Here is a 24264-nt window from a genome sequence, read left to right on the forward strand (position 1 = left end):
GGCGCGGTCAACTCCGCCAGGCGCCGCGCCATCGCCTCGGACGGCGCGGTCAACTCCGCCAGGCGCCGCGCCATCGCCTCGGACGGCGCGGTCAACTTGGTAAGCCTGGCCAGATCCTTCCGACGTCCATCGTTTGGATAGTCATCTTCGACAGACGTCCGAGCCATGAACACTCCCCGAAACCGTGCCCGTCGCGTGCCCGATCAGTCGGACGGCAAGGGGCAGTAGCGGTCAACTACAGCAGGAGACAACAAAGGCCCCTGACTTGCGTCCTCGCAGTTCAGGGGCTTTGCACCTGCCTGGTGGCGGGGTGAAGGATCCGAACCTCTGTAGCTTCCGCGACGGATACAGCTCGACCCTCACATCCGCCGAGCAGCGTACGGCAGGAAAAGCTCCGTAGCTAACCGCTGGCTGTCGGAATGTTGGCAGCCGCCATCGCTCAACCGCCGTCACGATCGCGAGGGTGGTTGACCGTCACCGGGGCCTGGGCGATCGGCTGCCGCGCCGCTTCGCGGCTTGCCACCGGGTGCCGGAGTTCAGGCACGCGGAAAGCCGGCGGCACGGCAAGCCACCCCCGGCCCGTGGGGCCGGGGGTGGCAATCCGTACGCCCACGGATAGCCGCGCGCCCACCGCGCCACCGTGCCAGCCACGTGCCAGTAGTCGGTGCTCCGGGCGGTCAGCAGCGGTCAGCAGCGGGCACGACAGCAGCCCCGTTGACCAGGCGATCCGGACAGATCACGACAGCCGAGAACGATCTTCCAAACTGACGGTGCGGGTTCGATTCCCGTCGCCCGCTCCACACCCTCCGGCCCAGGTCAGCCGCGATCCTGGGCCGGTCGACTACTCCCCCCGATTTGATCTGCGGGCCATCCGTGGGCCACTACTCGCCGGACGGAATCCGCCTGATTCGGTCGCTGCCTCACGCCGAACACGTACGCGGCCGCAGCTCGCTCATTTCTGCCCGAGCCACCCACACACCCAATACGATCCGCCCGCGTCCCGTTCCACGTACCACGAGTAGGTGACCTCTCCTGCTGGATCCCCCGTGGACGGTTTGAGCTGCGTCATCTTCGCCTTGACGATGATCCGGTCGGCATCCGCCGGGACCTCGTACGGCAGCAGCGTCCACTTCCCGATGTAGTAGCCGTTCAACGCGAACCCGAGCAGGGTGGACCGCAGCCGCGGGCAGGTGCCGGACTTGAAGACGTCCATGTTGTGGCCGGTGAGCCCGTCCATGTAGGTGCCGAACACCTTGTCGATCTCGGCGGGCGACATCGGCGTACGCGTCGGGTACGACGGCGTGTGAATGCTCGGAGTCGGTGTCTGTTCTGCGGCGGAAGTGCTGGGCTGGGCGACGGCCGGGGTCGTCAGCGGCGACGGCGACGCCGTGTTCGAGTTGTTCCTGACGACAATCACGCCGACCACGACGACCACTACGGCCACGGCGATCGCGACAAGCCCGAACACGCCTCCGACGAGGCCGACGATCAATCCGGTGTTCGGCTTGGGCGGAGGTGGCGGCGCTGGCGCTCCAGCAGGTGGCTGCTGTCCCGAATTGGGGCCGGGTGGGGGGTTCATGGCGCTCATGCGCCCAGACTATAGGCGCACTGAGATGCTTCTATTGCTGCCGAGGACAGGGGGCTGTGGGCCGAAACCCTGCGCGTACGTCGGCTCGTGACGGACTCTCCAGCCGTGGACGACGTGATCGACCGAGATGGCCGGCCCGCGAGGACGAAGACCTCCGAGATCCCCATTGTCGTACGCGATGAGTCAGCCCAGCCGCGCGGATGGGTGACCGGCCGTGCCGACCTCGGGCGCGCTCGCCGGGCGGGGGTTTCCGCCCGACGCCGGCTCCGGGAGGGCACGGAACAGCAGCCAGGCCAGGGCTGGCAGCGCGGGCAGCGGAGCGAGGGCAACCTGGAGTGAGGTGGCATCGGCGACGCTGCCGATCACGGGGCTGGCCAGGCCGCCGATGCTGACGGCCAGGCCGAGGGTGATGCCGCTGGCGGTGCCGACCCGGGTGGGCAGGTAGTCCTGGCCGAGGGTGACCTGTAGCGAGAACGGGACGGCGAGGCCCACGGAGGTCAGGGCCACGAAGAGGTACAGCGCGGGGCCGGGGACGAACACGACGCCCGCCGTCGCGGCCACGGTGCCCAGGTACGACCAGCGCGCGACGGTGACCCGCCCCCAGCGGCCGGCCAGCTTTCCGCCGAGCACGGTGCCCACCGCGCCGCCGAGGTAGAGCACGAACAGCGCCAGGGCGCCCGCCGACCGGCCGCCGCCAGTGCGCAGCTCGGCGTGGACCGAGACGAACGCGCTCAGCCCGACGAACAGGATCGACCGGCAGACCACGGCCAGCGACAGCCGCACGAACGACGCGCGGTCGTCGGTCCCGGTCGGGGTCAACGTGCCGCCGCCGACGCGTCCATGATCACCCAGCGCGCGCAGTACGGGCAGGCACAGTGCACTGCCCACGAGGGCGGGCAGCACGAGCAGCGGCGTGAGCCGCAGACCGCCGTGGGCGACCACGAGGGCGACCAGGACGGGCGCGGCGGCGAAGCCGAGGTTGCCGCCCAGGGCGAACCAGCCCATCGCCGCGTGGCTGCCCCGGCTGGCGATCCGCGCGAGGCGGGCGGACTCGGGATGGTAAGCGGCGACCCCGATGCCGGAGACCGCCACGAACAGCAGGGTCAGCGCGTAGGAGCCGGCGATGCCGCTCAGCGCGATGCCCAGCCCGCCGAGGACGGTGCTCACGGGCAACAGCCACGGCGACGGCCGCCGGTCGGTCAGCGCGCCGAACAGCGGCTGCGCCACCGAGGACAGCAGGGACGCGGCCAGCACGATGCCGGAGGCGGCGGCGTAGCCGTACTGGCGCTCGGCGATGAAGTACGGGACGAGCGACGCCACGGCGCCCTGGTAGACGTCCACGCAGGCATGCCCGACCGACAGCAGGACGACGGGTCTGTTCCTCGGCACCCGGCAATGCTCGTCAGCACCACTGTTGTCGCGCTTCCGATAACCTGCCACCTGATGCCGGAAGTCCGCCATTCTCCCGTCGCCCCGACCCGCGCCCTGTGGTTGACTCCCGGCTCCGGGATCGACGCGCACCGACACGACGACCACCAGATCGGCTACGCCGCGCGAGGGGTGCTGGCCGTCAGCACCGACGCGGGGGCGTGGGTCACTCCCGCCACCCGCGCCATCTGGATACCCGCCGGGACGGTGCACGCCCACCAGGCCCACGGCCGACTCGAACTGCACCTCGTCGGCCTGCCGACGGCGGAGAACCCACTCGGCCTGGACCGGCCGACGGTGTTGGCCGTCGGCCCGCTGTTACGTGAGCTGATCCTCGCCTACACCCGTCGCCCGCACGACGACAGCCCGGCACGCGAGCGGCTGCGGGTCGTCCTGCTCGACGAGCTGCGAGCCTCCCCCCAGCAGCCCCTGCACCTGCCCGCTCCCCGCGACCCCCGGTTGGCGGCGCTGTGCGCGGCCCTCCACGCGGATCCGGCCGACAACCGCACCCTCGCCGCACTCGGGAAGCAGGTCGGTGCGAGCGATCGCACCCTGTCCCGGCTCTTCACCGCCGACCTCGGCATGAGCTTCCCGCAGTGGCGTACGCAACTGCGCCTGCACCACGCCCTGCTCCTGCTGGCCGACGACATGCCGGTGACCACGGTGGCGCACCGGTGCGGGTGGTCGTCGGCCAGCGCGTTCATCGACGCGTTCCGCCGCACCTTCGGGCACACCCCGGGGGCGCACCGGAGGTGAGCCGGGCAGCCAGCTCGGCCCGACCATCGGGGTGTGACCAGGCGCGCCCGGGCTGCCGGCGCCAGGTTCGGCAACTTGTCGTCGGCCGGGCCGCACTCGGCGAGCGCCTCGGCCCGCTCCGCCAGGGGACTCGGGGCGAGATCGGCGCCGGTGCGGCTGCTGCGTACCATGCGGGGCCGGGCATCCCCTCGTCCCGCGGAGGTATCGGCAGATGGCAGGCCAGCACGAGGGGTACGCCCTCGGCGTCGACCTCGGCACGTCGCACACCGTCGCCGTGCTGCGCCGGCCGGACGGGCACACCCGCCCGCTGCTGGTGGACGGCCAGCCGATCATCCCCTCCGGCGTGTACGCGGACGAGGACGGGCTGCTGCACGCCGGCCGGGACGCCCAGCGGCTGGCCCGCACCGATCCAGGCCGGTACGAGCCCAACCCGAAGCGGCGCATCGACGAGCCGGCGGTGTCGCTGGGCGACCGCCGGTATCCGCCGGCCGAACTGCTGGCCGCGACGCTGCACGCGGTGGCCCGGGCGGCCGTCGAGGCGGTCGGCTTCCTGCCCCCGGCGGTGCTCACCTGCCCGGCGACCTGGGACGCGGCCCGGCGGCAGGTGCTCGCCGACGCCCTGGCCGTGGCCGGGTGGCCGTCCGCGGCCGAGCACACGCTCTCCGGCCCCACCCCACCGGGCACCCGGCTGCTACGGGAGCCGGTCGCCGCCGCCCGCTACTACACCCAGGTGCTGCGCCGGCCGGTGCCGGTCGGCGGGGCGATCGCCGTGTTCGACTTCGGCGCCGGCACCCTGGACGTTGCCGTGCTCCGCAACGAGGGCGCCGACCCGTGGGGCGACTCGGGGTTCAGCGTGGTCGCCGCGGGCGGTGCCGACGACCTCGGCGGCCTCGACGTCGACGCGGCGTTGCTGGGTCGGCTCGGCGAGCTGGTCGCGGGCGAGCATCCGGCGCAGTGGCAGCGGCTGGTCCACCCGCAGTCGGCGACGCAGCGGCGGGAGCAGCACGAACTCTGGGAGAACGCCCGGGGCGCGAAGGAGATGCTGTCCCGCGCGACGGCCGCGCCGGTGGCCGTGCCGGGGGTGGAGGCGGTCGTCACCCTCACCCGCGCCGACCTGGAGCGGGTGGCCGCGCCGCTGCTGGGCCGGGCGGTGGCGGTGACCCGGGAGGTGATCGGCGCGGCCGGCCTCGACCCGCAGCAGCTCGCCGGCCTGTTCCTGGTCGGCGGCGCCACCCGGATGCCGATGGTGGCCCGGCTCCTGCACGCCGAGCTGGGCGTCGCCCCGACCGTGCTGGAGCAGCCGGAGCTGCCGGTCGCCGAGGGGGCGCTCACCGACCTGCCCCTGCCCCGACGCCCCCGCGGCGCCGCCGCCTTCGCCGCGCCCGCGCAGGCCGGATCCGCCGTGCCGCCGCAGCCGGGACCAGCGCCGGCGCAGCAGCCAGGGCCGGTCGCGCCGGCGCCGGCCGGGCCGACCGCACCGCCGCAGGACGCAGCCGCCGCGCCGGCGTCGGCCGGACCCACGGGGCTGGCGCCGGCCGGGTCCGGCGTACCGGCGCAGCAGGCCGCCGTGCCGGCGCCGCCCCAGCCCGCCGGGCCCGTGGGCCCCACGCCGACCGTTGTCGCCGGGCCGGAAGGCGTCACGCCGGCTCTCCCCGCCGGACTGGCGCCCACCCTGGTCGCGGGTGCGTCGACCACGCCGACCGTGTCCGCCGCACCGGCCCCGACCACGCCGTACGGACCGCCGGGCGCCGCCCCGCCCGGGAGCCCGGTGCCGGGCGCGCCGCCGGCCGCCGCACCCGCCGGTCACGGCCAGCACGGCGGCCACGACGCACACGGCCAGCACGGCGGTCATGGCGGTCAGCCGTTGGGCGTGCCCGGGCCGCCTCAGGCGGGCGGATGGGCGCCCGGCGTGCCCCCGGCGAGCCTGTCCGCCGGTTCGGGCGCGTCGGCGGCGTGGCCGGGCGTACCCGTCTCCGGCACGCCGGTGTCGCCGCCGCCCGGCGCCGGCCCGACCGCGCCGGCGTTCCCCCGCCGCCGGGCGCTGTGGATCACGGCCGGGGCCGTCGTCGCCCTCGCCGGCGTGGTGACCGCGGCGGTGCTCTACCTGACCCGGGACCACTACCCCGCCCTGGAGTTCCGGTCCCCCGTCGAGAGGGTGGCGCGGGTGGCCGCCGGGACCGAGCGGCCATCGGCGATGTTCACCGCGGTGCTCGGCAACCGGGCGTATCTCGCGTACCCCCTCGACGACGGGCGGCTGGAGGTGGTGGCGGTCGACGCCGACACCGGCGGAGAGAAGTGGCGGAAGCCGACCGAGGCGTCCGCCGAACGGTGGGAGCGGATCGTCGCGCTGCCCGGCGCGGTGGTGGCCTTCGCCGACGCGATCGGCGACGACACCCCCCGGGACCTGGTGCTGCTCGACGGCGCCTCCGGCGACCAGCGGTGGAGCCGGCCGATCCTGGGCGACGACGAGGTCTTCTTCGGCGAGGGCGTCGCGGTGCTGGTCGACCGGACCGGGAAGCAGCTGGTCGGGCTGCGCCTGAGCGACGGCGGGGAGACGTGGGTACAACCCAGCCCGCAGGACGAGTACGGCGGCGCCCGCACCAGCGTCCACCCGGTCACCACGGACAAGGCGCTGGGCGGCCCGGCCTTCGTCGACGGCTCGCCGCGCGACCCCTGGCGCGGCGAGGTCCGCCGGCTCGTGCAGGTGGGCGCGGACCGTTCCGTCCGGGTGGTCGACATGGGCAGCGGCCGCATCGTCCACAGCCGCGCCAACGTGGCCGACCAGGACGACCTGGTGGTGGCGCACGAGGACCGCCTCTACGTCGCCCGCGACGAGGCCGGCTACCAGCTGCTCGCGTACGACCTGGCGACCGACGCCCAGCCGAAGGTGCTGTACACCGCCCCGGACGACCGCAAGCGGCCGGAGGCGCTGGTGCCGTGCGGCGAGCACCGGGCCTGCCTGCTGGAGACCACGGGCGGCGAGGACGAGAGCACCGAGGTGGTGGCGGCGACCGAGGAGAAGGTGGCCCACTGGCCGGCGCCGGAGGCGACCCGGCTGGTGCCGCTCGGCGAGCACCTGCTGGTCCGGCAAACCTCCTCGGAGTCGGTCAGCACCCTGTTCGGCCCGGACGGTCGCGCGGTGCTGCGGGACCGGAAGGGGGTGGCGGTCCGGCTCGACGGGGGCAACCTGCTCGTCTTCGCCGATCCGCCGAGCTCGGTCGAGGACGACCGCAGCGTCGCCGGGGTGGCGGCCGGCTCGGGCGCGGTGACCGAGATGGGCCAGTTGGTGGGCGTACGCAGCGAGACGTGCTCGTGGAACACCAGCGTGATCGTCTGCGGCGCAAAGGAGGACTTCGTGCTCTACCGGTTCGCCGACCGTTAGCCGGATCCCGACAGCCATTCAGATCGATCTATATAACCGATAACCTCCTCTCAACGGCCAGGCCGCCCCGCGTCCGGTCACGAGCCGGCGCGGGGCCGACAGGAGGAGGACCGGCATGACACTTCCCCGTACCCGGCGGTGGCGGGCCCGCCCGGTGGGCGTACTCGCCCTCGCCGCCGCGCTCGTCGCCACCGTGGGCACCCCCGCCACCGCGGCCTCCGGCGGCGAGATCCGGCACGCCGACGACGCGAACGCCGTGACCGACGGCTACGTCGTGGTGCTCCGGGACGACAGCGTCGGCCGGCACGGCGGCGACCGGCAGGTCGCGGTCAGGAACGTCGCGGACCGGCTGGCCGACCGCTACGGCGCCGCCCTCGGCCACGTCTACGGCCACGCGCTCACCGGCTTCGCGGCGCGTCTGCCGGAGCGCGCGGCCCGTCGGCTCGCCGCCGACCCGGCCGTGGCGTACGTGGAGCGGGACCGAATGGTCACCCTCGTCGGGCCGGGCGTCCAGCTCGACCCGCCGTCCTGGGGTCTGGACCGGATCGACCAGCGCAGCCTCCCGCTCGACGGCCGGTACGCCTACCCGAACACCGCGCACAACGTGCACGCGTACGTCATCGACACGGGCCTGCGGCGCACCCACACCGACTTCGGTGGGCGGGCCGGCGTGGGGGTGGACCTCGTCGACGGCGGCCCGGCGGACGACTGCAACGGCCACGGCACGCACCTGGCCGGCACCGTAGGCGGCACGCGGCACGGGGTGGCGAAGGAGATCCAGCTGCGCCCGGTGCGGGTGCTGAACTGCGCCGGCAGCGGCACCTTCTCCCAGGTCATCGCCGGGGTGGACTGGGTCACCGCGAACGCGGTCCGGCCGGCGGTGGCGCTGCTGGCGCTCGGCGGCGGGGCCAGTACGGCCCTCGACTCGGCCGTGAACCGGTCGATCTCGTCCGGCGTCACCTACGTCGTCACGGCCGGCAGCTCGAACGCCAACGCCTGCAACTACTCTCCCGCCCGGGTGCCGGCGGCGCTCACCGTGGCCGGCACCACCATCACCGACGGCCGGATGCCGAGCGGCAACTACGGAAGCTGCCTCGACCTGTACGCCCCCGGCGCCAACATCACCTCCACCTGGCACAGCACCGACACGGCGGTGGCCACTCTCAGCGGCGGGTCGATGGCCGCCGCGCACGTCGCCGGGTGCGCCGCGCTCGCCCTCTCGGCCAACCCCACCTGGACTCCCGCCCAGGTGGCGGCCTACCTGACCGGCAGGGCGACCACCGGGGTCGTCAGCGGCGTGGTCGCCGGCACGCCGAACCGCCTGCTCTACTGCGGCGCCTGACCCGGGAACGCCGAGGCCACCGGCACCGGCGCCGGGCATCCCCGGCGCCCGCCCGCGCGGGCCCGCCGACCCGGCGGGGCCCGCGCGGGCGGATCGTCCGCCCCGAACGGCCGACACGGGCGATCGGGCCGGGGTCGATGCGGTGCCGGCACGAGGACCGTCGCACCTCCGGCATGGCGGCGGGCCGTCCGCCGGGCACCGGGTACGCCTCGCCGGCGACGCGGTGACGGCCGCGCGCAACATCGATTCCCATCGACGCTTGTCGCTGGAGGCGTCTGCGACTACCGTCGAATCCAGTGACGATCGACTATATGGTCATCGGCGCGGGCATCGCGGGCGCCAGCGCCGGGCACCACCTCGCCGCGTACGGCAGCGTGCTGCTGGCCGAGATGGAACACGTCCCCGGCCAGCACTCCACCGGCCGCTCGGCCGCCCTGTTCTCCGAGTACTACGGCGGGCCGGTGGTGCGCGGGCTGACCCAGGCCAGCCGGGGCTTTCTCACCGCCCCGCCGCCGGGGTTCGCCGACCATCCGCTGCTCACCCCGCGCGGCGTGCTCAGCCTCTGCCCGCCGGGCGCCGAGGACGAGTTCGACGCGGCGCTGCGCGACGGGGCCGACGTGGACCCGCCGGCCCGCGAGATCGACCTGGCCGAGGTGGCCGCGTACTGCCCGGTGGTGCGGCCGGGTTGGTGCCGGCGGGCGATGGTGAAGCCGGCCGCCCGGGACCTCGACGTCGCCGCGCTGCACCAGGGATACCTGCGGGGCATCCGCGCGGCCGGCGGCCGGGTGGTGTGCGGCGCCCGGGTCCGCCGGCTGCGGCGGGCGGACGGGGCGTGGCGGGTCACCACCGACGCCGGCGAGTTCACCGCGCGGGTCGTCGTCAACGCGGCGGGCGCCTGGGCCGACGAGGTCGCCGCGGCGGCCGGCGTACGACCGGTGGGACTGATCCCGCTGCGGCGTACCGCCTTCCTCGTGGACGCGCCGGCCGGCGTCCCGGCGACGGACTGGCCGATGGTCAACGACGTGGCCGGCACCTTCTACTTCAAGCCGGAGTCGGGGCGCCTGCTGGTCTCCCCGTCCGACGCCACCCCGGCGCCGCCCGGGGACGCCCGCCCCGACGACTTCGACGTGGCGATCGGCGCCGAGCGGGTGCAGGAGGCCACCACGCTGAGCTTCCGCCGGGTCCACCGGGCCTGGGCCGGTCTGCGGACCGCCGCCCCGGACGACGTGCCGGTGATCGGCCCGGCACCCGAGGCACCGGACTTCCTCTGGCTGGCGGGGCTGAGCGGCTACGGCGTCCAGACGGCGCCCGCGGCGGGCGCACTGCTCGCCGCGCTGGCGGCCGGCGCCCCACCACCCGTCGACCCGGCCCCGCTCTCACCCGCCCGCTTCCCCTGACCCGGGTGGGTCAGTGGGGGCGTTGGCCCACCAGCGAGCGACGGGGCAGCATCGTCCACGCCGAGATGCCCGCCGACACCAGCGCCGCCAGCAGCATCACCTGGAACACCGCCGGATAGCCGGCCGCGCTGGCGACCAGGCCGGCCAGCGGCGCCCCGGCCACCAGGCCCAGGTCCCAGAACGACGTGAACGCGCCGAGCGCCGCCCCCTGGTGCGCCGGGTCGGTCCGGTTGATCACGAGCAGGGCCAGCGCCGGGAAGAGCAGCGAGAGCCCGGCGCCGATCACCAGCCCGCCGACGACCGCGACCACGAGATTCGGCGCGACCGCGACCAGAAGCAGCCCCACCGCCTCCACCAGCGCCGACGCGACCGCCACCCGGCCGGCGCCGAGCCGGTCGGGCAGCCCGCCCACGAACAGCCGTACCCCGACATAGGTGAAGCCGAACGCGTTGAACGCGGCGATCCCGTTCTCGATGCCCCGGTCGGCCAGGTGCAGGGCGACGAACGCGGCCAGTGCGGCGTACCCGAAACCGGCCAGGGAGAGTGCGACGCCCGGGGCGACCGCGCTGCGCGGCAGGATGCCGGCCGGGCCCTTCGGTTCCGGCTGCCGCGGCCGGGGGCGGACGGCCACGAGCGCGGCCCCGGCCAGCGCCGCCAGGATCGCGAACAACCACACGGCGGGATAGCCGCCCGAGGTGCGCAGCAGCACCGCGCCGAGCAGCGCGCCGAGCGTGATGCCCAGCCACATGTGAATGCCGTACAGGCCGACGACGCGGCCCCGCCGGTCGGCCGGCGCGAGCGCCACCAGCCAGGCGGCGCCGGCGGTGTAGACGGCCGCCTCCCCCACGCCGTGCAGGACCCGGACGCCGACCAGCACGCCGACGTTGCCGGCCACCAGGTAGGCCGCGGCAGCCGCCGCGCACACGGCCGCCCCGGCCAGCATCACCGTCCGGTACCCGTGCCGGTCGCCGAGCCGGCCGGCGATGGGCCGGGCGATCACGGCGGAGACCGCGATCGCGGCGATCACCACGCCCACCTCGACCCGGTTGCCGTCGAGTTCGTCGAGGACGTAGAAGGGCAGCACGGCCAGGGACGCGCCGACGCCGAGCAGGCAGAGGAAGATGGCGCCGAACAGCGGCACGATGGGCCGGTAGAACGCAAGTTTCCCGCCGGTCGTGGTCATGCGGTGACGCTCCTAGGCCGGTACGACGTGGAAGAAGTGGGTCGGCAGGTGCACGGCCAGGCCCTCGTGGATCTCGGCGCAGACGGCCGGGCCGTCGGTGGCGAAGGTGCCCGGCGGCGGGGTCGCCACGCGGATCGCGGAGCGCCCGGCGTCGAGCAGGCGCGCAGCCATCGCGAAGTCGCCCACCACCGCCTCGCCCGGCGCCACCATCCGGGTACGGCTGATCAGGACGCCGTTGCGGTGCAGGTCCGCCAGCAGCGCGTCGCGCCCGAGCAGGTGGGTGTAGTAGTCCCTCGGGTTGACGATCATCGCGTGCGGGGTGGCGCCGGTCTGCTCGATCTCGTCGCAGGCGGCGAGCAGGCCGGTCAGCCAGTCGTGCCGGTACGGCAGCCGCCCGATCTCGGGGTGCCGCAACAGGCCGTGCTCGCCGATGGTCAGCGCCTGGTTCTCCGCCGTGGCGAGGCGGACCAGCAGCCGGTAGTCGACGAAGACGGCCAACCCCTCCGGGTCGTCGGCGAGTTCCTCGGGGACGCGTACCCAGGCGCGGATCGGGTGCACGGCGGCCGAGGCGGTGCCGAACCGGAAGGCCGCCTCCCGGCGCAGGCCGGACTCGTGCACCGCGGCGGCCTCCCCGACGTCGGGCCGGCCCTCGCACCAGAACCGCACCGGGTCCATCCCCACCGACCGCTTACGGAACAGGTTGCGGACGGTCACCCGGGGGCGTTCCTTGGTCGGCTGGAAGGCGTCCGTGATGGTGTAGTCGAAGCGCACCTCGGCACCGGTCGGATCGGCGGCGTACGCGCGGGCGAGCACCTCGCCGGGCGACAGGCTCGACGACGCGGTCACGGGCGGCGCGGCGGTGGTGGTCATGAATCCTCCCCGATGGCGATGGCGTGCCGGATCAGCCGCTGGTAGAAGGGCTGGTGGTGGTCGTGGTACGCGCGCAGGGTGTCGTCGTTCTCGACGGTCACCGCGAAGGACTTGGCGACCGGCGAGAAGCCGGAGGTGCGCTCGACGTCGAGGTGCCACTTGCGGGTGCGTCGCCACTCGGCGCGCTCCCCCGGCGCCCAGTTCAGCGCCTCCGGCCGGAACGGCAGCCCCACGGCGGCGCACCAGGCCGCCACCGTGTCCGCGGGCCGGCGCAGCAGGTCCTCGGCCCGGATCACCACCGGCGGCCGGCGCGCGGTCCGGCGGACCAGGTCGAACAGCTCCCACTGGTGCTCGAAGCCGATCTCCGGGCAGGTCACCGTCGGCTTGATGGCGTAGTGCGAGCTGATCGTGCGGGCCGGTTCCCGGACGATGAAGGTGTGCGTGACGTCGGCGATCGCCTCGGGATCGTCGAACAGGTGCCGGTACCGATACTCGAGGGTGTCCTTGACGAAGACCGTCCGGTCCCGTCCCAGCCCGGTCAGGTGCGCGACGACGTCGGCCGGGTCGGTCACGGTGACGGTGCCGCCGTCGGCGGTGGGCAGGTCGACGTGCCCCTCGTCGACGAGGGTGACCAACGGCTCGTGCACGACCGTCACGTCGCCGCGGGCGATCATCATCCGCAGGAACGCGGTGGAGAGCGCCCGCGGATGCGCCCACATGGCGATCACCGGCATGCCGGCCCCCCGTACCGCGTGGCCCACCGGACCGGCGCGCCGCCGGGGCGGTGGACGGGCCTCACTGGGACCACCAGGTCGGCTTGCGGTCCCAGCGGTGGTCGCGCAGCCGGTCCAGCAGCCCGGCGTCCAGCGGCGCGCCGTCGCTGACGGCCAGGTTGGCGCGGACGTGCTCGACCCGGCGCATGCCGGGGATCACCGTGCTCACCGCCGGGTGGTGCAGGATGAACCGCAGCGCCAGCTCCGGCATGGTCGTCCCCGGCGGCACCTCGGCGGCCAGCCGCTCGGCGCGCTCCACGCTGGGCAGCAGGTTCTCCGGGCCGAAGTACGTGCTGCGCCAGTCCTCCTCCGGCCACGTGCTGTCGGCGGTCAGCGTGCCGGTCAGCGTCCCCTCGTCGAACGGCACCCGGGCGATGATCCCGATGTCGTCGCGCTGCGCGCGGGGGAACAGCTCGTCCTCGGGCGCCTGGTCGAAGATGTTGTAGATGACCTGGACGACGTCGATCAGCCCGGTGTCGAGGGCGGCGTGGCAGTTCGTCGGTTCCCACCGGTTGACGCTGATCCCGACGCCGTCGACCAGGCCCTCGCGCTTGAGGTCCGCGACGGTCTCCTGCCAGCGGCCGTCGGCCGCCCAGCGGTCCTCCCAGACGTGGAACTGGAGCAGGTCGATCCGGTCCACCCCGAGGTTCTCCAGGCTGTGCCGGGTGTACTCGCGGATGTGGTCGGCCGGGAAGACGTCGTCCAGGGTGTCCTGCGGGCCGGGCGGCCACTCCCGGTTCTTCGGCGGGATCTTGGTGGCCAGGTAGAGCCGGCGGTCCGGGTGCCGGCGCACGAGGGCGCCGAGCAGCCGTTCGCTGACGCCCCGCCCGTAGACCCAGGCGGTGTCGAAGAAGTTGCAGCCCCGTTCCACCGCCTCGTCCAGGCAGGCCGGCGCGGTGTCGTAGTCCCAGCCGGTGAAGCCGCCCGGTCCCCCGCCGATGCCCCACATCCCGTACCCGACCTCGCTGACCTGCCAGCCGAGCCGACCCATCCTGCGGTATCGCATTCCACTCCCTCGTCCGTGCCGGTCGCCGCGCCGCGCGCGGCTGGTCACCCTGGTCCGGCCGGCAGCAGCAGCCGGTCGGTCGCCCGTCGCTCGTGCTCGCCCAGCCACGCCCGGTAGGCGCCGACGGACGGCCCGAGCCGGTGGTCGGTGAAGCCCCGGCGCCGTTCCAGCTCGGCGCAGCCGTCGCGGCGGAACAGCCGGGGGTTGTCGGTGAGCAGCGTCGCGAAGACCGCCCGCAGCCGCTCCTCGTCGGCGCCGGCCCCGGCCGGGAACAGCGCGAGCAGCACGGCGGCGGCCCGGTCGCCGTCGGTCGCCGCCTCGCGCAGCGCCGCCACGAAGCGCACGCAGCTCACCCGGGGCAGGGCGTCCGCGCCGGCCAGCGGCAGGTCGGTGAAGTCGACGCTCACCGGGTGCAGGACGTGCACCGTGCCGCCCCACAGCCGCGGGTCGACGACGGTGGCGACGATCCGCCGGGCGGCCCAGTCCACCGGCGTCCAGTCGGAGCGGACCGGCGCGTCGGGGCGCATCCGCAGCCGGTGGCAGGCGGCCAGCAGCAGGTGGGTCAGCGCCCGGGGGTTGGGCTGCCCGTCGTCGGCGGCGGGCATCACCTCCCCGAGACGCAGCACGGTGACGGTCGCGCCGCGCCGCCGGGCCTCGGCGAGATACCGCTCCGCCACCCACTTCGACCGGCTGTAGCCACTGGTGGGCGGGACGACGAGGGCCGGGTCGCACCCTTCCGGCAGCGGGTCGGGGCGGCGGGCGGCCTCGGTGTCGAGGACGCCGAGGGTGGAGACGTGGTGCAGCGGCTTCGGCCGGCCGGTCAGCGCCAGCCGGAGCAGTTCGGCGGTGCCGAGGACGTTCGCCTGGCGGTGGGCCCGGTAGTCGAACAGGAAGTTGACCAGCGCCCCGGCGTGCAGCACGAGGTCGCAGTCGTGGGCCAGCCGGGCCCAGGTCTCCGGGTCCAGGCCGAGGGCGGGGCGGGCCAGGTCCGCGGCGTACCCGTGCAGGCGCAGGCCGTGGCCGGGCCGCCACAGGCCCCGCTCGGCCAACGCCCGGACCACGCGGGCGGTGGCCTCGGCGTCGTCGGCGGCCCGCGCGAGGCACAGCACCCGGACGTCGGTGGTGGCGAGCAGTTCGTGGACCAGCCGCGCGCCGACGAACCCGGTGGCGCCCGTGACCAGGACGGTGCGCGGCGACCGGCGCCGGGCGACGGGGCGCACCGGCAGGTCGGCCGGGACGGCCGCGTCGCGTTCCACCAGCTCGGCCTCGGTCTCGGCGGGGTCGGCCGCGCGCAGGCGCGCCGCGACCACCCGGGCGAGCCGGGCGGCGGTGGGGTGGGCGAAGAGGTCCTGGACGCCGACCCGGACGTGGTGGTCGGCGCCGAGCGCGGTCACCACGTCGAGCGCCTGGAGCGAGTCGCCGCCGGCGTCGAGGAAGTCGGTGTCCGGGTCGAGGTCCGGCCGGCCGAGCACGGTCCGGAACACGGCCAGCACCCGGTCCGGCAGCGTACGCGCCTCGGCGCGCGCGGCGGTCGCCCGCGCCCGTTCGGCGAGCGTACGGTCGAGCCAGGTCTCCAGGGCCCGCCGGTCGACCTTGCCGTTGCCGGTCAGCGGCAGCGCGTCCCGCACCACGACGTGCCGGGGCACGTGGGGCCGGGGCAGCAGCCGGCGCAGGTGCGCCCGCAGCGCCGGCTCGGTCACCTCCGGATCGGCGGCGACGAAGAGTGCCAGCGACTTCCCCCGGCCCTCCCGGGCGAGGAGGACCTTCGCCTGCCGCACCCCGGGCAGCCGGGTGGCGGCGGTCTCGATCTCGCCGGCCTCGATCCGGACGCCGTTCACCTTGAGCTGGAAGTCGCGCCGGCCGACGAAGTGCAGTCGGCCGTCGGCGGCGAGACGGCCCAGGTCCCCGGTGCGGTAGAGCCGGGTGCCGGGGATGCCGGGCAGCGGGTTGGGGACGAACACCTCGGCGGTGCGGGCCGGGTCGCCGAGGTATCCCTCGCCGAGGCACACCCCGCCGATGACGATCTCGCCGGTCGCGCCGGGCGGCAGGGGGCGCAGCTCGGCGTCCACCACCGCCGCGTAGCAGTTGTCGATGGGCCGGCCGATGGGGATGACGTCGCCGTCGGACCGGGTGACGGTGTGGAAGACCATGCCGATGGAGGCCTCCGTCGGGCCGTACCCGTTGGTGGCCGACACTCCCGGCACCAGGTCGGCCAGGCGGTGCACCGCCCACGGGTCGATCTCCTCGCCGCCGACGATCACGTGCCGCAGCGTAGCGACGGCGCGGCGGGCCGCCGGGTCCCGGTCCAGGACCGACACCAGCGCGCCGAGCACGCTCGGCACGAAGTCGGTCATCGTGACGGCCTCGTCGGCGATGGTGCGGACGGTCCGTTCGACGTCGAGGAAGCCGCCCTCGACGGGCACCACCACCCGGCCGCCGGTGGTCAGCGGCCAGAACATCTGCCACACCGAAGAGTCGAAGGTGTGCCGGCTGTTCTGCAGCACCACCTCCGCGCCGGTGGCCGCGAAGTAGCGGGTCATGAAGCGGAACCGGTTGGCGATGCCGTCGTGCCGGTTGACGGCGCACTTCGGAGCGCCGGTGGTGCCGGAGGTGAAGATGCCGTAGATCAGGTCGGCCGGGCCGACGGGCGTCCCGGGCCGGCGTCGGGTCGGGGTGATGTCGTCGAGGTCCACCGGCTGGCAGGGAACGTCCCCGGTGTCGGGACGCGGGTCGCCGCCCCGGACCACCGCGAGCCGGGGCCGGATCACCGCCAGGGACGCGCGCAGCCGGTCCGCCGGCCAGCCGGGGTCGACGGGCACGAAGGCCGCGCCGAGCTTCATCAGGGCCAGGTCGACGACGGGGAGTTCGAGGCCGTCGGCGAGGAGCACGGGCACCACGTCGCCCAGCCCGATCCCCCGGGCCGCGAGGACGGCGGCGACGCCGTTGGCCAGGTCGTCCAGTTCGCGGTAGGTCAGCGAGCGTCCCCGGAACGACACCGCCCGGCGCTGCGGATGCAGGTCGACTCGGTGTTCGATCATGCGCGGCACCGCCACGAAGGGCCCGTCGTCGTGCCGGCGACCGGCCCGCTCCACCAGCGCCCGGGAGGCGGGCCCGAGGGCCGGCGCCGCCGACGTGGGCGACGCCGGGTCGGCGAGCAGGGCGGCGAGCAGTTCGGCGTACATCTCCGCCACGGCGGCGGCATCGGCCGACCACGGATCGTCGGCGGCACAGCGGAGCACGACCGCGACCGTCGTGTCGGTGACGTCGGCGGTGAGCAGCACGGGTGGCGCGCCGGCGGACGGTGCCGGCGCGCCACCGTCGAGGAGGACGAGGACGTGGTCGACGCCCTCGTGGTCGAGCGCGGCGGCGCACGCGCGGACCGTGGCGCGCGCCCGGTCGCCGGGCATCCGGTGCAGGTCCGCCGGCCAGGCCGGCAGGTCCAGCATCTCCGCGCCGGCCCGGACCCGCACCGGTGTCTGGCGGCCCAGGCGGTCGAGCAGTTCCACGGCGGCCAGGGCGGCCGTGGACAGCCGGTCGTGGCTGCCGTCGGCTGCGCCGCCCGGGTCGGCCGGGGGGTGCGGCCCGGTGGCCGCCGGGCGGGTGGCGGTGTACCGGTACGTCGACCCGTCCGAGACGGGAACCGCTGCCGCGGACCCGCTGTCGCCCGACCTCATCACGCCTCCTGTCCCGAGCCCGTGCGGCCGTCGGTCGCAGCCGCGGACGGCGCTGTGCCGGCCCGCCGCACGCCGACAATGATCGGCGTCGGTCGATGGACGGCCGCTGGTCATGGACACTAGAGGGCTGATCGACGGTAGGGAATATGCAACTTTCTGCTACATCGATGTCCGTCACTTGCCTGCGCCGGCGCCGGTCGCCGCGCCCCGGGGCAGGCGACCGTCCGGGAAACCGGCCCGCGACCAGCCGATCCTCCGGACCCCGCCGGCCGGGCACGACGATTCCGCACCCGCCGCCGCCCGGGCGGTCGGGGCCGGGACGGGGCCGCGCGGCACGCTCTCGTCACCCGACCACGCAGGGCGGATCACGTCCGGTAGTCGGCGTCGCGAGGGCGGACACGCGCGGGGACCCGGCCGGACGGGCCGGCCGGGTCCCCGCGGACCATTCCCGCGACTAGCCGCCGAGGCTCGCCGCCGCCGAGGCGATCGCCGGGGCGAAGGTGCTCACCTGGGTGTAGACGCCGGGGTAGTTGGGCCGGGCGCAGCCGTTGCCCCAGCTCGTGATCCCGACCTGGATCCAGGCGTTGGACGCGTCCCGCCGGAACATCGGGCCGCCCGAGTCGCCCTGGCACGTGTCGACGCCGCCGCTGGCGTAGCCCGCGCAGATCTCCTCGTTCGGGATGATCTGGCCGCCGTAGTAGGAGTTGCAGGTGGCGTCGCTGACGAACGGCACGGTCGCCTTGCGCAGGTAGCGCTGCTGCGCGCCGCCCTCCCGGGTGGCGCCCCACCCGGCGACCGTGAAGGTGCCGTTGTCGTACGCGGTGCTGGTGGCGATCTTGAGCGTGGGCAGCGTGGTCACCGGGGTGGCCAGCCGGATCAGGGCCCAGTCCTTGCCGTTGCCGTTGTAGCCGGGCGCCCGGTAGACGTAGTCGGACCGCACCTGGATCCGGCTCGACGACTGGAGGTCCACCACGCCGAGGGTGGCGGTGATGCTGGTGTTCGCACCGGTCCCGCCGACGCAGTGCGCGGCGGTCAGCACCAGCCGGGGGCTGTAGAGAGAGCCGCCGCAGCCCATCGACAGCCGGACCATGAAGGGGAACTCGCCCTGCGCGGCGAGGGTGCCGCCGACGACGTACGGCGTCACGTCCGACGCGGGCCGGGCACCGGCCGGAACGGCCAGGACGAACGAGCCGGCGGTGACCGCCACCAACGCGGCGGCCAGCCGGCCGATGAGTCTGCGCCAACGGACCATGGGAGCCTCCCCGAGCTTCGCGGCGCGCGGGGGTCGACGCGCCGGCATCCGATGGCGGAATCCTATGGACATATATCGATGAACGGCAATGTCCTGGCCCATCCCGCGTCGGTCATACCGCCGCGCACCGGGCGGCGACCTCCCTTTTTTGCGCCAGGACCACCCGGGGTACCGCAGCCCCATTGACCCGAAGGCGGACGCGGAGGGCCACGGCGGCAAGCACTGACCACCGGGTCAGGCCGGCCCGGGCGCGGATGAACCGCGACCCGCCGGGTAAGCAGCGGCCGACCTGGTGGAGTGGAGAACGACCGGGGTCGCGACACGCGACCGGGTGCGCGGGCGGGCGGCGGACGCCGACCCGCCCGCGCGTGCGGTCAGCCCCGGAGTGATGCGGTTTCTCCGGTCGGTCCCGGTGATGACCGCGGTCCGGTCAGTTCCCGGTGATCCAGTTCCAGGCCGACACGACCCACTCGGTCTGTTGCAGGTAGGCGATGCCGAGGCCGGCCAGGAAGACCGCCGTGACCAGGTGCGCCCCGCGCGCGCTGCGGCGCACCCGGCCCAGCTGCCGCTCCAGCACCACGCGGCCGAGCAGCCGGGCCAACGCGAAGAGACCGGCCGCCACCAGCAGGCTCAGCACGAAGATCAACAGCGGCCCGGCCAGGTCGCCGCCGCCCGAGATCGCCCAGATCCCCCAGCAGACGAACGCGAAGAGCGCCCCGGCGGCGCTCCACTCGCCGCCGCGCTTGAGCTGCGCGACGTGCCAGCTCAGCGGGCGCCGCGGCGCCGGCCCGTCGGGCCAGCCCGCGCCGGTCGGCTCCTGCCCGACCACGGGGAACGGTTCGGTGCGCGGAGCCCGGGGCTGCCCGACCGAGGCCACCCCCCGCCGGTACGCGTCGCGCTGCGGCGGCACCCCGACACCGGGCTGCGGCGGCACCTCGACGGTCCGCTCGGCCCACGGCTGTGTCTGGTCGGCCATCTCGTCCCTCCCCTGGACCGACGGCGACCACCGGCCACCGTCCGGCTTCGAGGGTAGCCAGCCGGCAAATCGGTCGCCGAGCCCGCACCGATCGGCTAGACACAGCGGGGTGACGAAACCCCCACTCGCGGTCGGGACCGCCCGAGCCGACGACTTCGACGAGTTGGCCCGGCTGCTCGGCCACCTCTTCCACGCCCCGCCCGACCCCGAGGCACACGAGATCGAGCGGGCACTCTTCGAGCCCGAGCGCACGCTGCTCGTCCGGGACGGCGGCGAGGTGGTGGCGACCGCACGGGCGTTCACCCGGGAACTCACCGTGCCGGGCGCGCGGGTGCCGGCCGCCCACGTCAGCGGGGTGGGCGTCGCACCCACCCACCGACGCCGGGGACTGCTCACCCAGCTCATGGTGCGACAGCTGCGGCAGGTGCGCGATGAGGGCCGGGAACCGGTGGCGGTGCTGTGGGCCAGCGAAGGCGGAATCTACCCGCGCTTCGGCTACGGCCTGGCCGCCCAGCGGCTCTCCGTCCAGTGCGCCACCGTCGCGCTGCGGATGCCGGACCCGACGCCCGCAGAGGGCCGGCTGCGCCTGGCCGCGCCCGCCGACTGCCGGGCCGAGCTGGCCCGGGTGTACGACCGGGTGCGCCCCGAGCGTCCCGGCTGGTCCAGCCGCGACGAGGCGTGGTGGCGGTACGTGCTCAACGACCAGGCCGACCGACGGGGCGGCGCCACCGAGCGCCGGGCGGTGCTGCACGAAGGGCCGGACGGCGTGGACGGGTACGGGCTCTTCCGTACGCGCGCGAACTGGGAGAGCACCGGGCCGAACGGGATCACCACGGTCGACGAGGTGGTGGCCGCCACCCCGGCGGCGTACGCGGCGATGTGGCGGATGCTGCTCTCGCTCGACCTGACCGGGCAGCTCTCCTATGGGGCGGGCGCGGTGGACGAGCCGCTGCTGCGGCTGGTCAACGAGCCGCGCCGGCTGGGCGCGCAACTGATCGACGCGCTCTGGCTGCGGGTGGTGGACGTGCCCGCCGCGCTCGCCGCCCGCCGGTACGCGACCGGGGTCGACGTGGTGATCGAGGTCACCGACGACCTGCTCCCCGAGAACGCCGGCCGCTGGCACCTGAGCGGCGGACCGGAGCGGGCCGCGTGCGCGCCGACGGACCGGCCGGCCGAGCTGGCCTGCGACGTGCGCTGCCTCGGCGAGCTGTACCTGGGTGGGGCCGGGCTGGCCGCGCTCGCCGCCGCCGGCCGGGTACGCGAGCTGCGCCCCGGCGCGTTGGCCGGCGCGGGCCCGGCCTTCGGCTGGCACCGGGCCCCCGCCGGCATGGACGTGTTCTGACCGCTCGGCGGCCAGGCGTCGACGTCGCGCCCGACCCGTCGTCCCGGCCCCCCGGAGCACCGGCGGGCCGGCGGCGACGGGCGGGCGGGCCGGCGGCGGTGGGCCTCGGGCGGTACGGTCGGCTGATGGGGGACGTGGAGCGACGACGCCGCCGGCTACGGCACTCGGGCGCGCCCGAGGGGCCACAGGCCACGACCCCGGGCGTGCACGACGGCGGCGCCGAGCCCGCGCGCGGTCGCCGGGGCGGCCCGGGCGACGAGGGGGAGCGCGGCCTGCGCGGCCTGGTCGGCTCCGGCTCGTCCCAGGTGAGCGTGACGGCGGCGATGCGGGCCCGCGACGCCGCCCAGCCGACCGACGAGGACCTGGCCGCGGCCGAGGAACGTGTGGTGGTCATCCGCCGGAACTGGACGCCCCGCGAGGACCTTCCCCGCCGCTGACACCGGACCGCAACCGACGGCGAGCCGTGCCGCAACCGACGCCGACCCGCGCCGCCCGCTCCCGCCCGGCGATCCTGGTTCGGAGGTGACCCCACGGGGCCGCTCCGTACCAGGATCCGGGACCGGCGCCGTCAGGTGCGCCGGGCAGGGAGACGGCGCGGGGTGGGAGGCGGCGGGTCAGGGAAGGGCGGGCAGTTGGCGGGTGCGCTCGTAGTCGGCCATCTGGCCGATCCGGCGGGCGTGCCGCTCGTTGCCGGAGAACGGAGTGGTCAGGAACGCCTCGACGATGGCCGTCGCCTCGTCCAGGGTGTGCTGGCGCGCGCCGACCGCGACGATGTTCGCGTCGTTGTGCTCGCGGGCGAGCTGGGCGGTCTCGATGCTCCAGGCGAGGGCCGCGCGGACCCCCGTCACCTTGTTCGCGGCGATCTGCTCGCCGTTGCCGGAGCCGCCGATGACCACTCCGAGGCTGCCGGCGTCCGCCACCACCCGGTCACCCGTGTGCAGGCAGAAGGCCGGGTAGTCGTCGTCCGGGTCGTAGGCGTGCGGGCCGACGTCGACGACGTCGTACCCCTCCTTGGTCAGGTGGTTGACCAGGTGCACCTTCAGCTCGAAACCGGCGTGGTCGGATCCCAGGTAGACGCGCATACCGCGCAGTCTGTCAGGGCGCGCGCCCGGGACGCCGCGCGGGCGGCGTCCCGGGGCGGATTCGTCACAACTCAGCGGGACAGCTCGGCGACCACCAGGCCGCCGCGCGCCTTCGGGGTGAACCAGGTGCTCTTGCGCGGCATCTTCTCCCGCGCCAGGTTGACGGCCACGAAGTCGTCCACGGTCACCGGGGCGATCAGGACGGCCAGCTCGGCCCGACCGGCGTCGACCTCTCCGGTCAGCCAGCTCGCCGGGTAGTCGCCGCCGACGTAGGTGATCCGCTTGTCGCCCGGGTCGAGCCCGAGGGCGTCGCGCAGCAGCAGCCGCTCGACCAGCGCGTGGTCCAGGTTCTCCAGCCGGCCGCCGCCCACCTGCGGCAGGGTGACGGCGTACCCCCGGCCGGGGAGGCGGAGGTGGACGGTGCCGCCGGCCGCCGGGACCTCGACCGGTCCGTCGATCGGGGTGACCTCCGCACCGGCGGCGCGGAGCCGGTCGAGCAGCTCGTCGGCGGTGGTGGTCAGCTCGCTGACCAGCCGGTTGTAGGGCTGGATCGCCACCGACGCCGGCGTCGTGATCACCGACAGGAAGCGCGGCAGCCCGCCGGTCTGCGCGGCCAGGCTGCGGTGGTTGCCGTCGGCCACGACCAGTTCCCCGCCGCCCGCGAGCGCGGTCAGCTCGTCCTGCTGCGGGCCGGGGCCGAGCAGCCAGATGGCATGGGTGCGCCCGGCCTGGTCGGTGTCGGTCGCCGCGGGCGCCCCGGCCGCGTCGGTCGCCGCCGCGAGCGCGGCGTGCAGCTCGTCGCCGCGCCCGGTCTGGAGCAGCAGTACGGGCGAGAGGAGGTGACCCAGCGCCTCGGCCAGCGCCACCCGCTCCCGCACCTTGGCGATGAAGACGTCCTCGTTGCGGATGACCAGACCGGGTTCGTCGGCCCGGGTGGAGATCTGGTCGGTGTCGGTCATGGCCCAGAGCCCGTACGCCGTCTCCTCCCCCGGCGCGCTGATCCGGTAGAGGACCACGACCTGCTCGGCCGGGGTGTAGCTGCCGTCGGCCTTGGCCTCGGCGAGGCGGGTCACCGCGTCCGGCAGGGCGTCGAGGAAGGACTTCCCCAGGCTCTCCGGCGCCCGGTGCGGCATCTCGATGCCGAGGGCACTGTGCGGGTTCGCCTCGATGATCGCGGTGATCTCCGCGTCGTCAGCGAACTCGTCGTAGTTCTGCGCGCCGGTGCCGCCAGTGGTGATCCAGGCCCGGGCGATCGGATGCACGACCGTCATGTGCGACCACGCTACCGGCGACGCGACCGCCGGTGCGGCGGGACCCGCGCGGCGTCCACCAGATGAAAGAGCGGCCGTGCCGGGGCCCGTCGCTTCGGGTGGTGCGGCGGCCACGCCGCCGGCAGGCCGTGTCCCCGCCCGCCGGTGGCTACGTCACCGCCCGCCGGTGGCTACTTCGCCGGCAGGCGGTGCCGGCCGGCCGACGCGGGAGCGCCCGCCGGTCGCCGACCCGACCCGCGCGGCGCGGCGGGCACGATCGTCCGCGGCCCGGCCGCCGACGGCGGCCGGTGCTCGGCCGGCGCGTTGCGTCGCTGCTCGGCCGGCGGGCCGAGCCGGTGGTCGGCGGGCGCGTTGCGGCGCTGCTCGGCCGCCGACGTCGGCCGCTGGTCGGCGGGCGCGTTCCGCCGGTGCTCGGCCGGCGGGGTGAGCCGGGAGGTGGCCGGCACGCGGGCGACGCCGACCACGATCGGCGGGGCGAGCAGGTCCACCATGTGTGCGGGAAGGTCGGGGCGGACCGCCGGCCAGCGGGAGTCGTCGACCGACCAGTACGCCGACTCCGGGCCGTCGGTCACCTCCTCCCCGGTCAACGGATCGTCACCGGAAGCACGGTGCTTGGCCATCGGGATTGCCTCCACGAGCTGCGGGGTGCGGCCCTGCGGGTCGCTGCGGCGGACACCGAAGAGAACGAGTCCGCCGGCCCCCCGGTGACGCCGGGGACCGCGCCCCGCCGGGCCGCGGCTCCGCCAGGTCGCAGCGCGTACGCCGGCACCCCGGCCGCAGCGCGCACGTCGGCACCCGGCCGCAACGCGCACGTCGGGCGCACGGCGCCCGACCGGCGGCATCCCGGGCCCGGGGGGGGGGGGGGGGGGGGGGGGGGGGGGGGGGGGGGGGGGGGGGGGGGGGGGGGGGGGGGGGGGGGGGGGGGGGGGGGGGGGGGGGGGG

18 protein-coding genes are annotated in these 24264 nt (G+C 75.3%); 6 read left to right on the plus strand and 12 right to left on the minus strand.

Translation table 11 applies throughout. The annotated features are described in order from the left end of the window. Positions 1–952: 952 nt before the first annotated feature. Complete coding sequence (locus ACZ6O2_RS32855; protein ID WP_466025683.1) at positions 953–1588, minus strand: hypothetical protein; 636 nt, start codon at positions 1586–1588, stop codon at positions 953–955. Between the two features lie 183 nt (positions 1589–1771). Beyond that, the gene (locus tag ACZ6O2_RS32860; RefSeq protein WP_466025684.1) at positions 1772–2977 is read right to left on the minus strand and encodes an MFS transporter; all 1206 of its coding nucleotides are present in this window, start codon (positions 2975–2977) and stop codon (positions 1772–1774) included. Positions 2978–3031: 54 nt separating this feature from the next. Between ACZ6O2_RS32860 and ACZ6O2_RS32865 the strand changes: the two genes are divergently transcribed. From ACZ6O2_RS32865 to ACZ6O2_RS32880, 4 genes are all read left to right on the plus strand, one after another. Continuing rightward, on the plus strand, positions 3032–3772 hold the full coding sequence (locus ACZ6O2_RS32865) for an AraC family transcriptional regulator (RefSeq protein WP_350708428.1): 741 nt from the start codon (positions 3032–3034) through the stop codon (positions 3770–3772). A 211-nt stretch (positions 3773–3983) separates the two neighbouring features. After that, a complete protein-coding gene (locus tag ACZ6O2_RS32870) occupies positions 3984–7154 on the plus strand; it encodes an Hsp70 family protein (protein ID WP_466025685.1) in 3171 nt (1056 codons plus the stop codon). 115 nt (positions 7155–7269) lie between these two features. After that, positions 7270–8496, plus strand: a complete 1227-nt coding sequence (locus ACZ6O2_RS32875; protein WP_466025686.1) for a S8 family peptidase — start codon at positions 7270–7272, stop codon at positions 8494–8496. 296 nt (positions 8497–8792) lie between these two features. After that, positions 8793–9893 (plus strand): NAD(P)/FAD-dependent oxidoreductase, encoded by a 1101-nt coding sequence (locus ACZ6O2_RS32880; RefSeq protein ID WP_466025687.1) that lies wholly within the window; start codon positions 8793–8795, stop codon positions 9891–9893. Between the two features lie 10 nt (positions 9894–9903). On the opposite strand, the gene ACZ6O2_RS32885 is transcribed toward ACZ6O2_RS32880, so the two are convergent. The 7 genes from ACZ6O2_RS32885 to ACZ6O2_RS32915 form a co-directional block, all read right to left on the minus strand. Further along, positions 9904–11076, minus strand: a complete 1173-nt coding sequence (locus ACZ6O2_RS32885) for an MFS transporter (RefSeq protein WP_363707257.1) — start codon at positions 11074–11076, stop codon at positions 9904–9906. Positions 11077–11088: 12 nt separating this feature from the next. Continuing rightward, entirely contained in the window at positions 11089–11946 is an 858-nt protein-coding gene (locus ACZ6O2_RS32890) for a family 3 encapsulin nanocompartment shell protein (RefSeq protein WP_466025688.1), read from the minus strand. Next, a complete protein-coding gene (locus ACZ6O2_RS32895) occupies positions 11943–12680 on the minus strand; it encodes a sulfotransferase-like domain-containing protein (protein WP_350708440.1) in 738 nt (245 codons plus the stop codon). Before ACZ6O2_RS32895 ends, ACZ6O2_RS32890 begins: the two co-directional genes overlap by 4 nt. Positions 12681–12741: 61 nt before the next feature. Beyond that, positions 12742–13725 carry an aldo/keto reductase gene (locus tag ACZ6O2_RS32900; RefSeq protein WP_466025689.1) on the minus strand — a complete coding sequence of 328 codons (984 nt, stop codon included), beginning with the start codon at positions 13723–13725 and terminating at the stop codon, positions 12742–12744. 44 nt (positions 13726–13769) lie between these two features. Beyond that, the gene (locus ACZ6O2_RS32905) at positions 13770–17399 is read right to left on the minus strand and encodes a non-ribosomal peptide synthetase (RefSeq protein WP_466025690.1); all 3630 of its coding nucleotides are present in this window, start codon (positions 17397–17399) and stop codon (positions 13770–13772) included. 454 nt (positions 17400–17853) lie between these two features. Next, on the minus strand, positions 17854–18651 hold the full coding sequence (locus ACZ6O2_RS32910; protein WP_350708446.1) for a S1 family peptidase: 798 nt from the start codon (positions 18649–18651) through the stop codon (positions 17854–17856). Positions 18652–19081: 430 nt separating this feature from the next. Next, positions 19082–19627 carry a hypothetical protein gene (locus tag ACZ6O2_RS32915; RefSeq protein WP_466025691.1) on the minus strand — a complete coding sequence of 182 codons (546 nt, stop codon included), beginning with the start codon at positions 19625–19627 and terminating at the stop codon, positions 19082–19084. 109 nt (positions 19628–19736) lie between these two features. On the opposite strand from ACZ6O2_RS32915, the gene ACZ6O2_RS32920 reads away from it, so the two are divergent. Together ACZ6O2_RS32920 and ACZ6O2_RS32925 are read left to right on the plus strand one after the other, a co-directional pair. Further along, positions 19737–20969, plus strand: coding sequence for a GNAT family N-acetyltransferase (locus tag ACZ6O2_RS32920; RefSeq protein WP_466025692.1), 1233 nt, complete (start codon positions 19737–19739; stop codon positions 20967–20969). Between the two features lie 125 nt (positions 20970–21094). Next, complete coding sequence (locus tag ACZ6O2_RS32925) at positions 21095–21406, plus strand: hypothetical protein (RefSeq protein ID WP_466025693.1); 312 nt, start codon at positions 21095–21097, stop codon at positions 21404–21406. Positions 21407–21583: 177 nt separating this feature from the next. Here ACZ6O2_RS32925 and ACZ6O2_RS32930 read toward each other — a convergent pair whose 3' ends face one another. The 3 genes from ACZ6O2_RS32930 to ACZ6O2_RS32940 all read right to left on the minus strand — a co-directional run bounded on the left by ACZ6O2_RS32930 (position 21584) and on the right by ACZ6O2_RS32940 (position 23942). Next, positions 21584–22051, minus strand: coding sequence for a ribose-5-phosphate isomerase (locus ACZ6O2_RS32930; RefSeq protein ID WP_350708454.1), 468 nt, complete (start codon positions 22049–22051; stop codon positions 21584–21586). 71 nt (positions 22052–22122) lie between these two features. Then, entirely contained in the window at positions 22123–23322 is a 1200-nt protein-coding gene (locus ACZ6O2_RS32935) for a DUF1015 family protein (RefSeq protein WP_350708456.1), read from the minus strand. A gap of 170 nt (positions 23323–23492) precedes the next feature. Further along, positions 23493–23942, minus strand: a complete 450-nt coding sequence (locus ACZ6O2_RS32940) for a hypothetical protein (protein ID WP_466025694.1) — start codon at positions 23940–23942, stop codon at positions 23493–23495. Between the last annotated feature and the right edge of the window lie 322 nt (positions 23943–24264).

It is taken from the genome of Micromonospora sp. NPDC048040, from assembly GCF_055587185.1.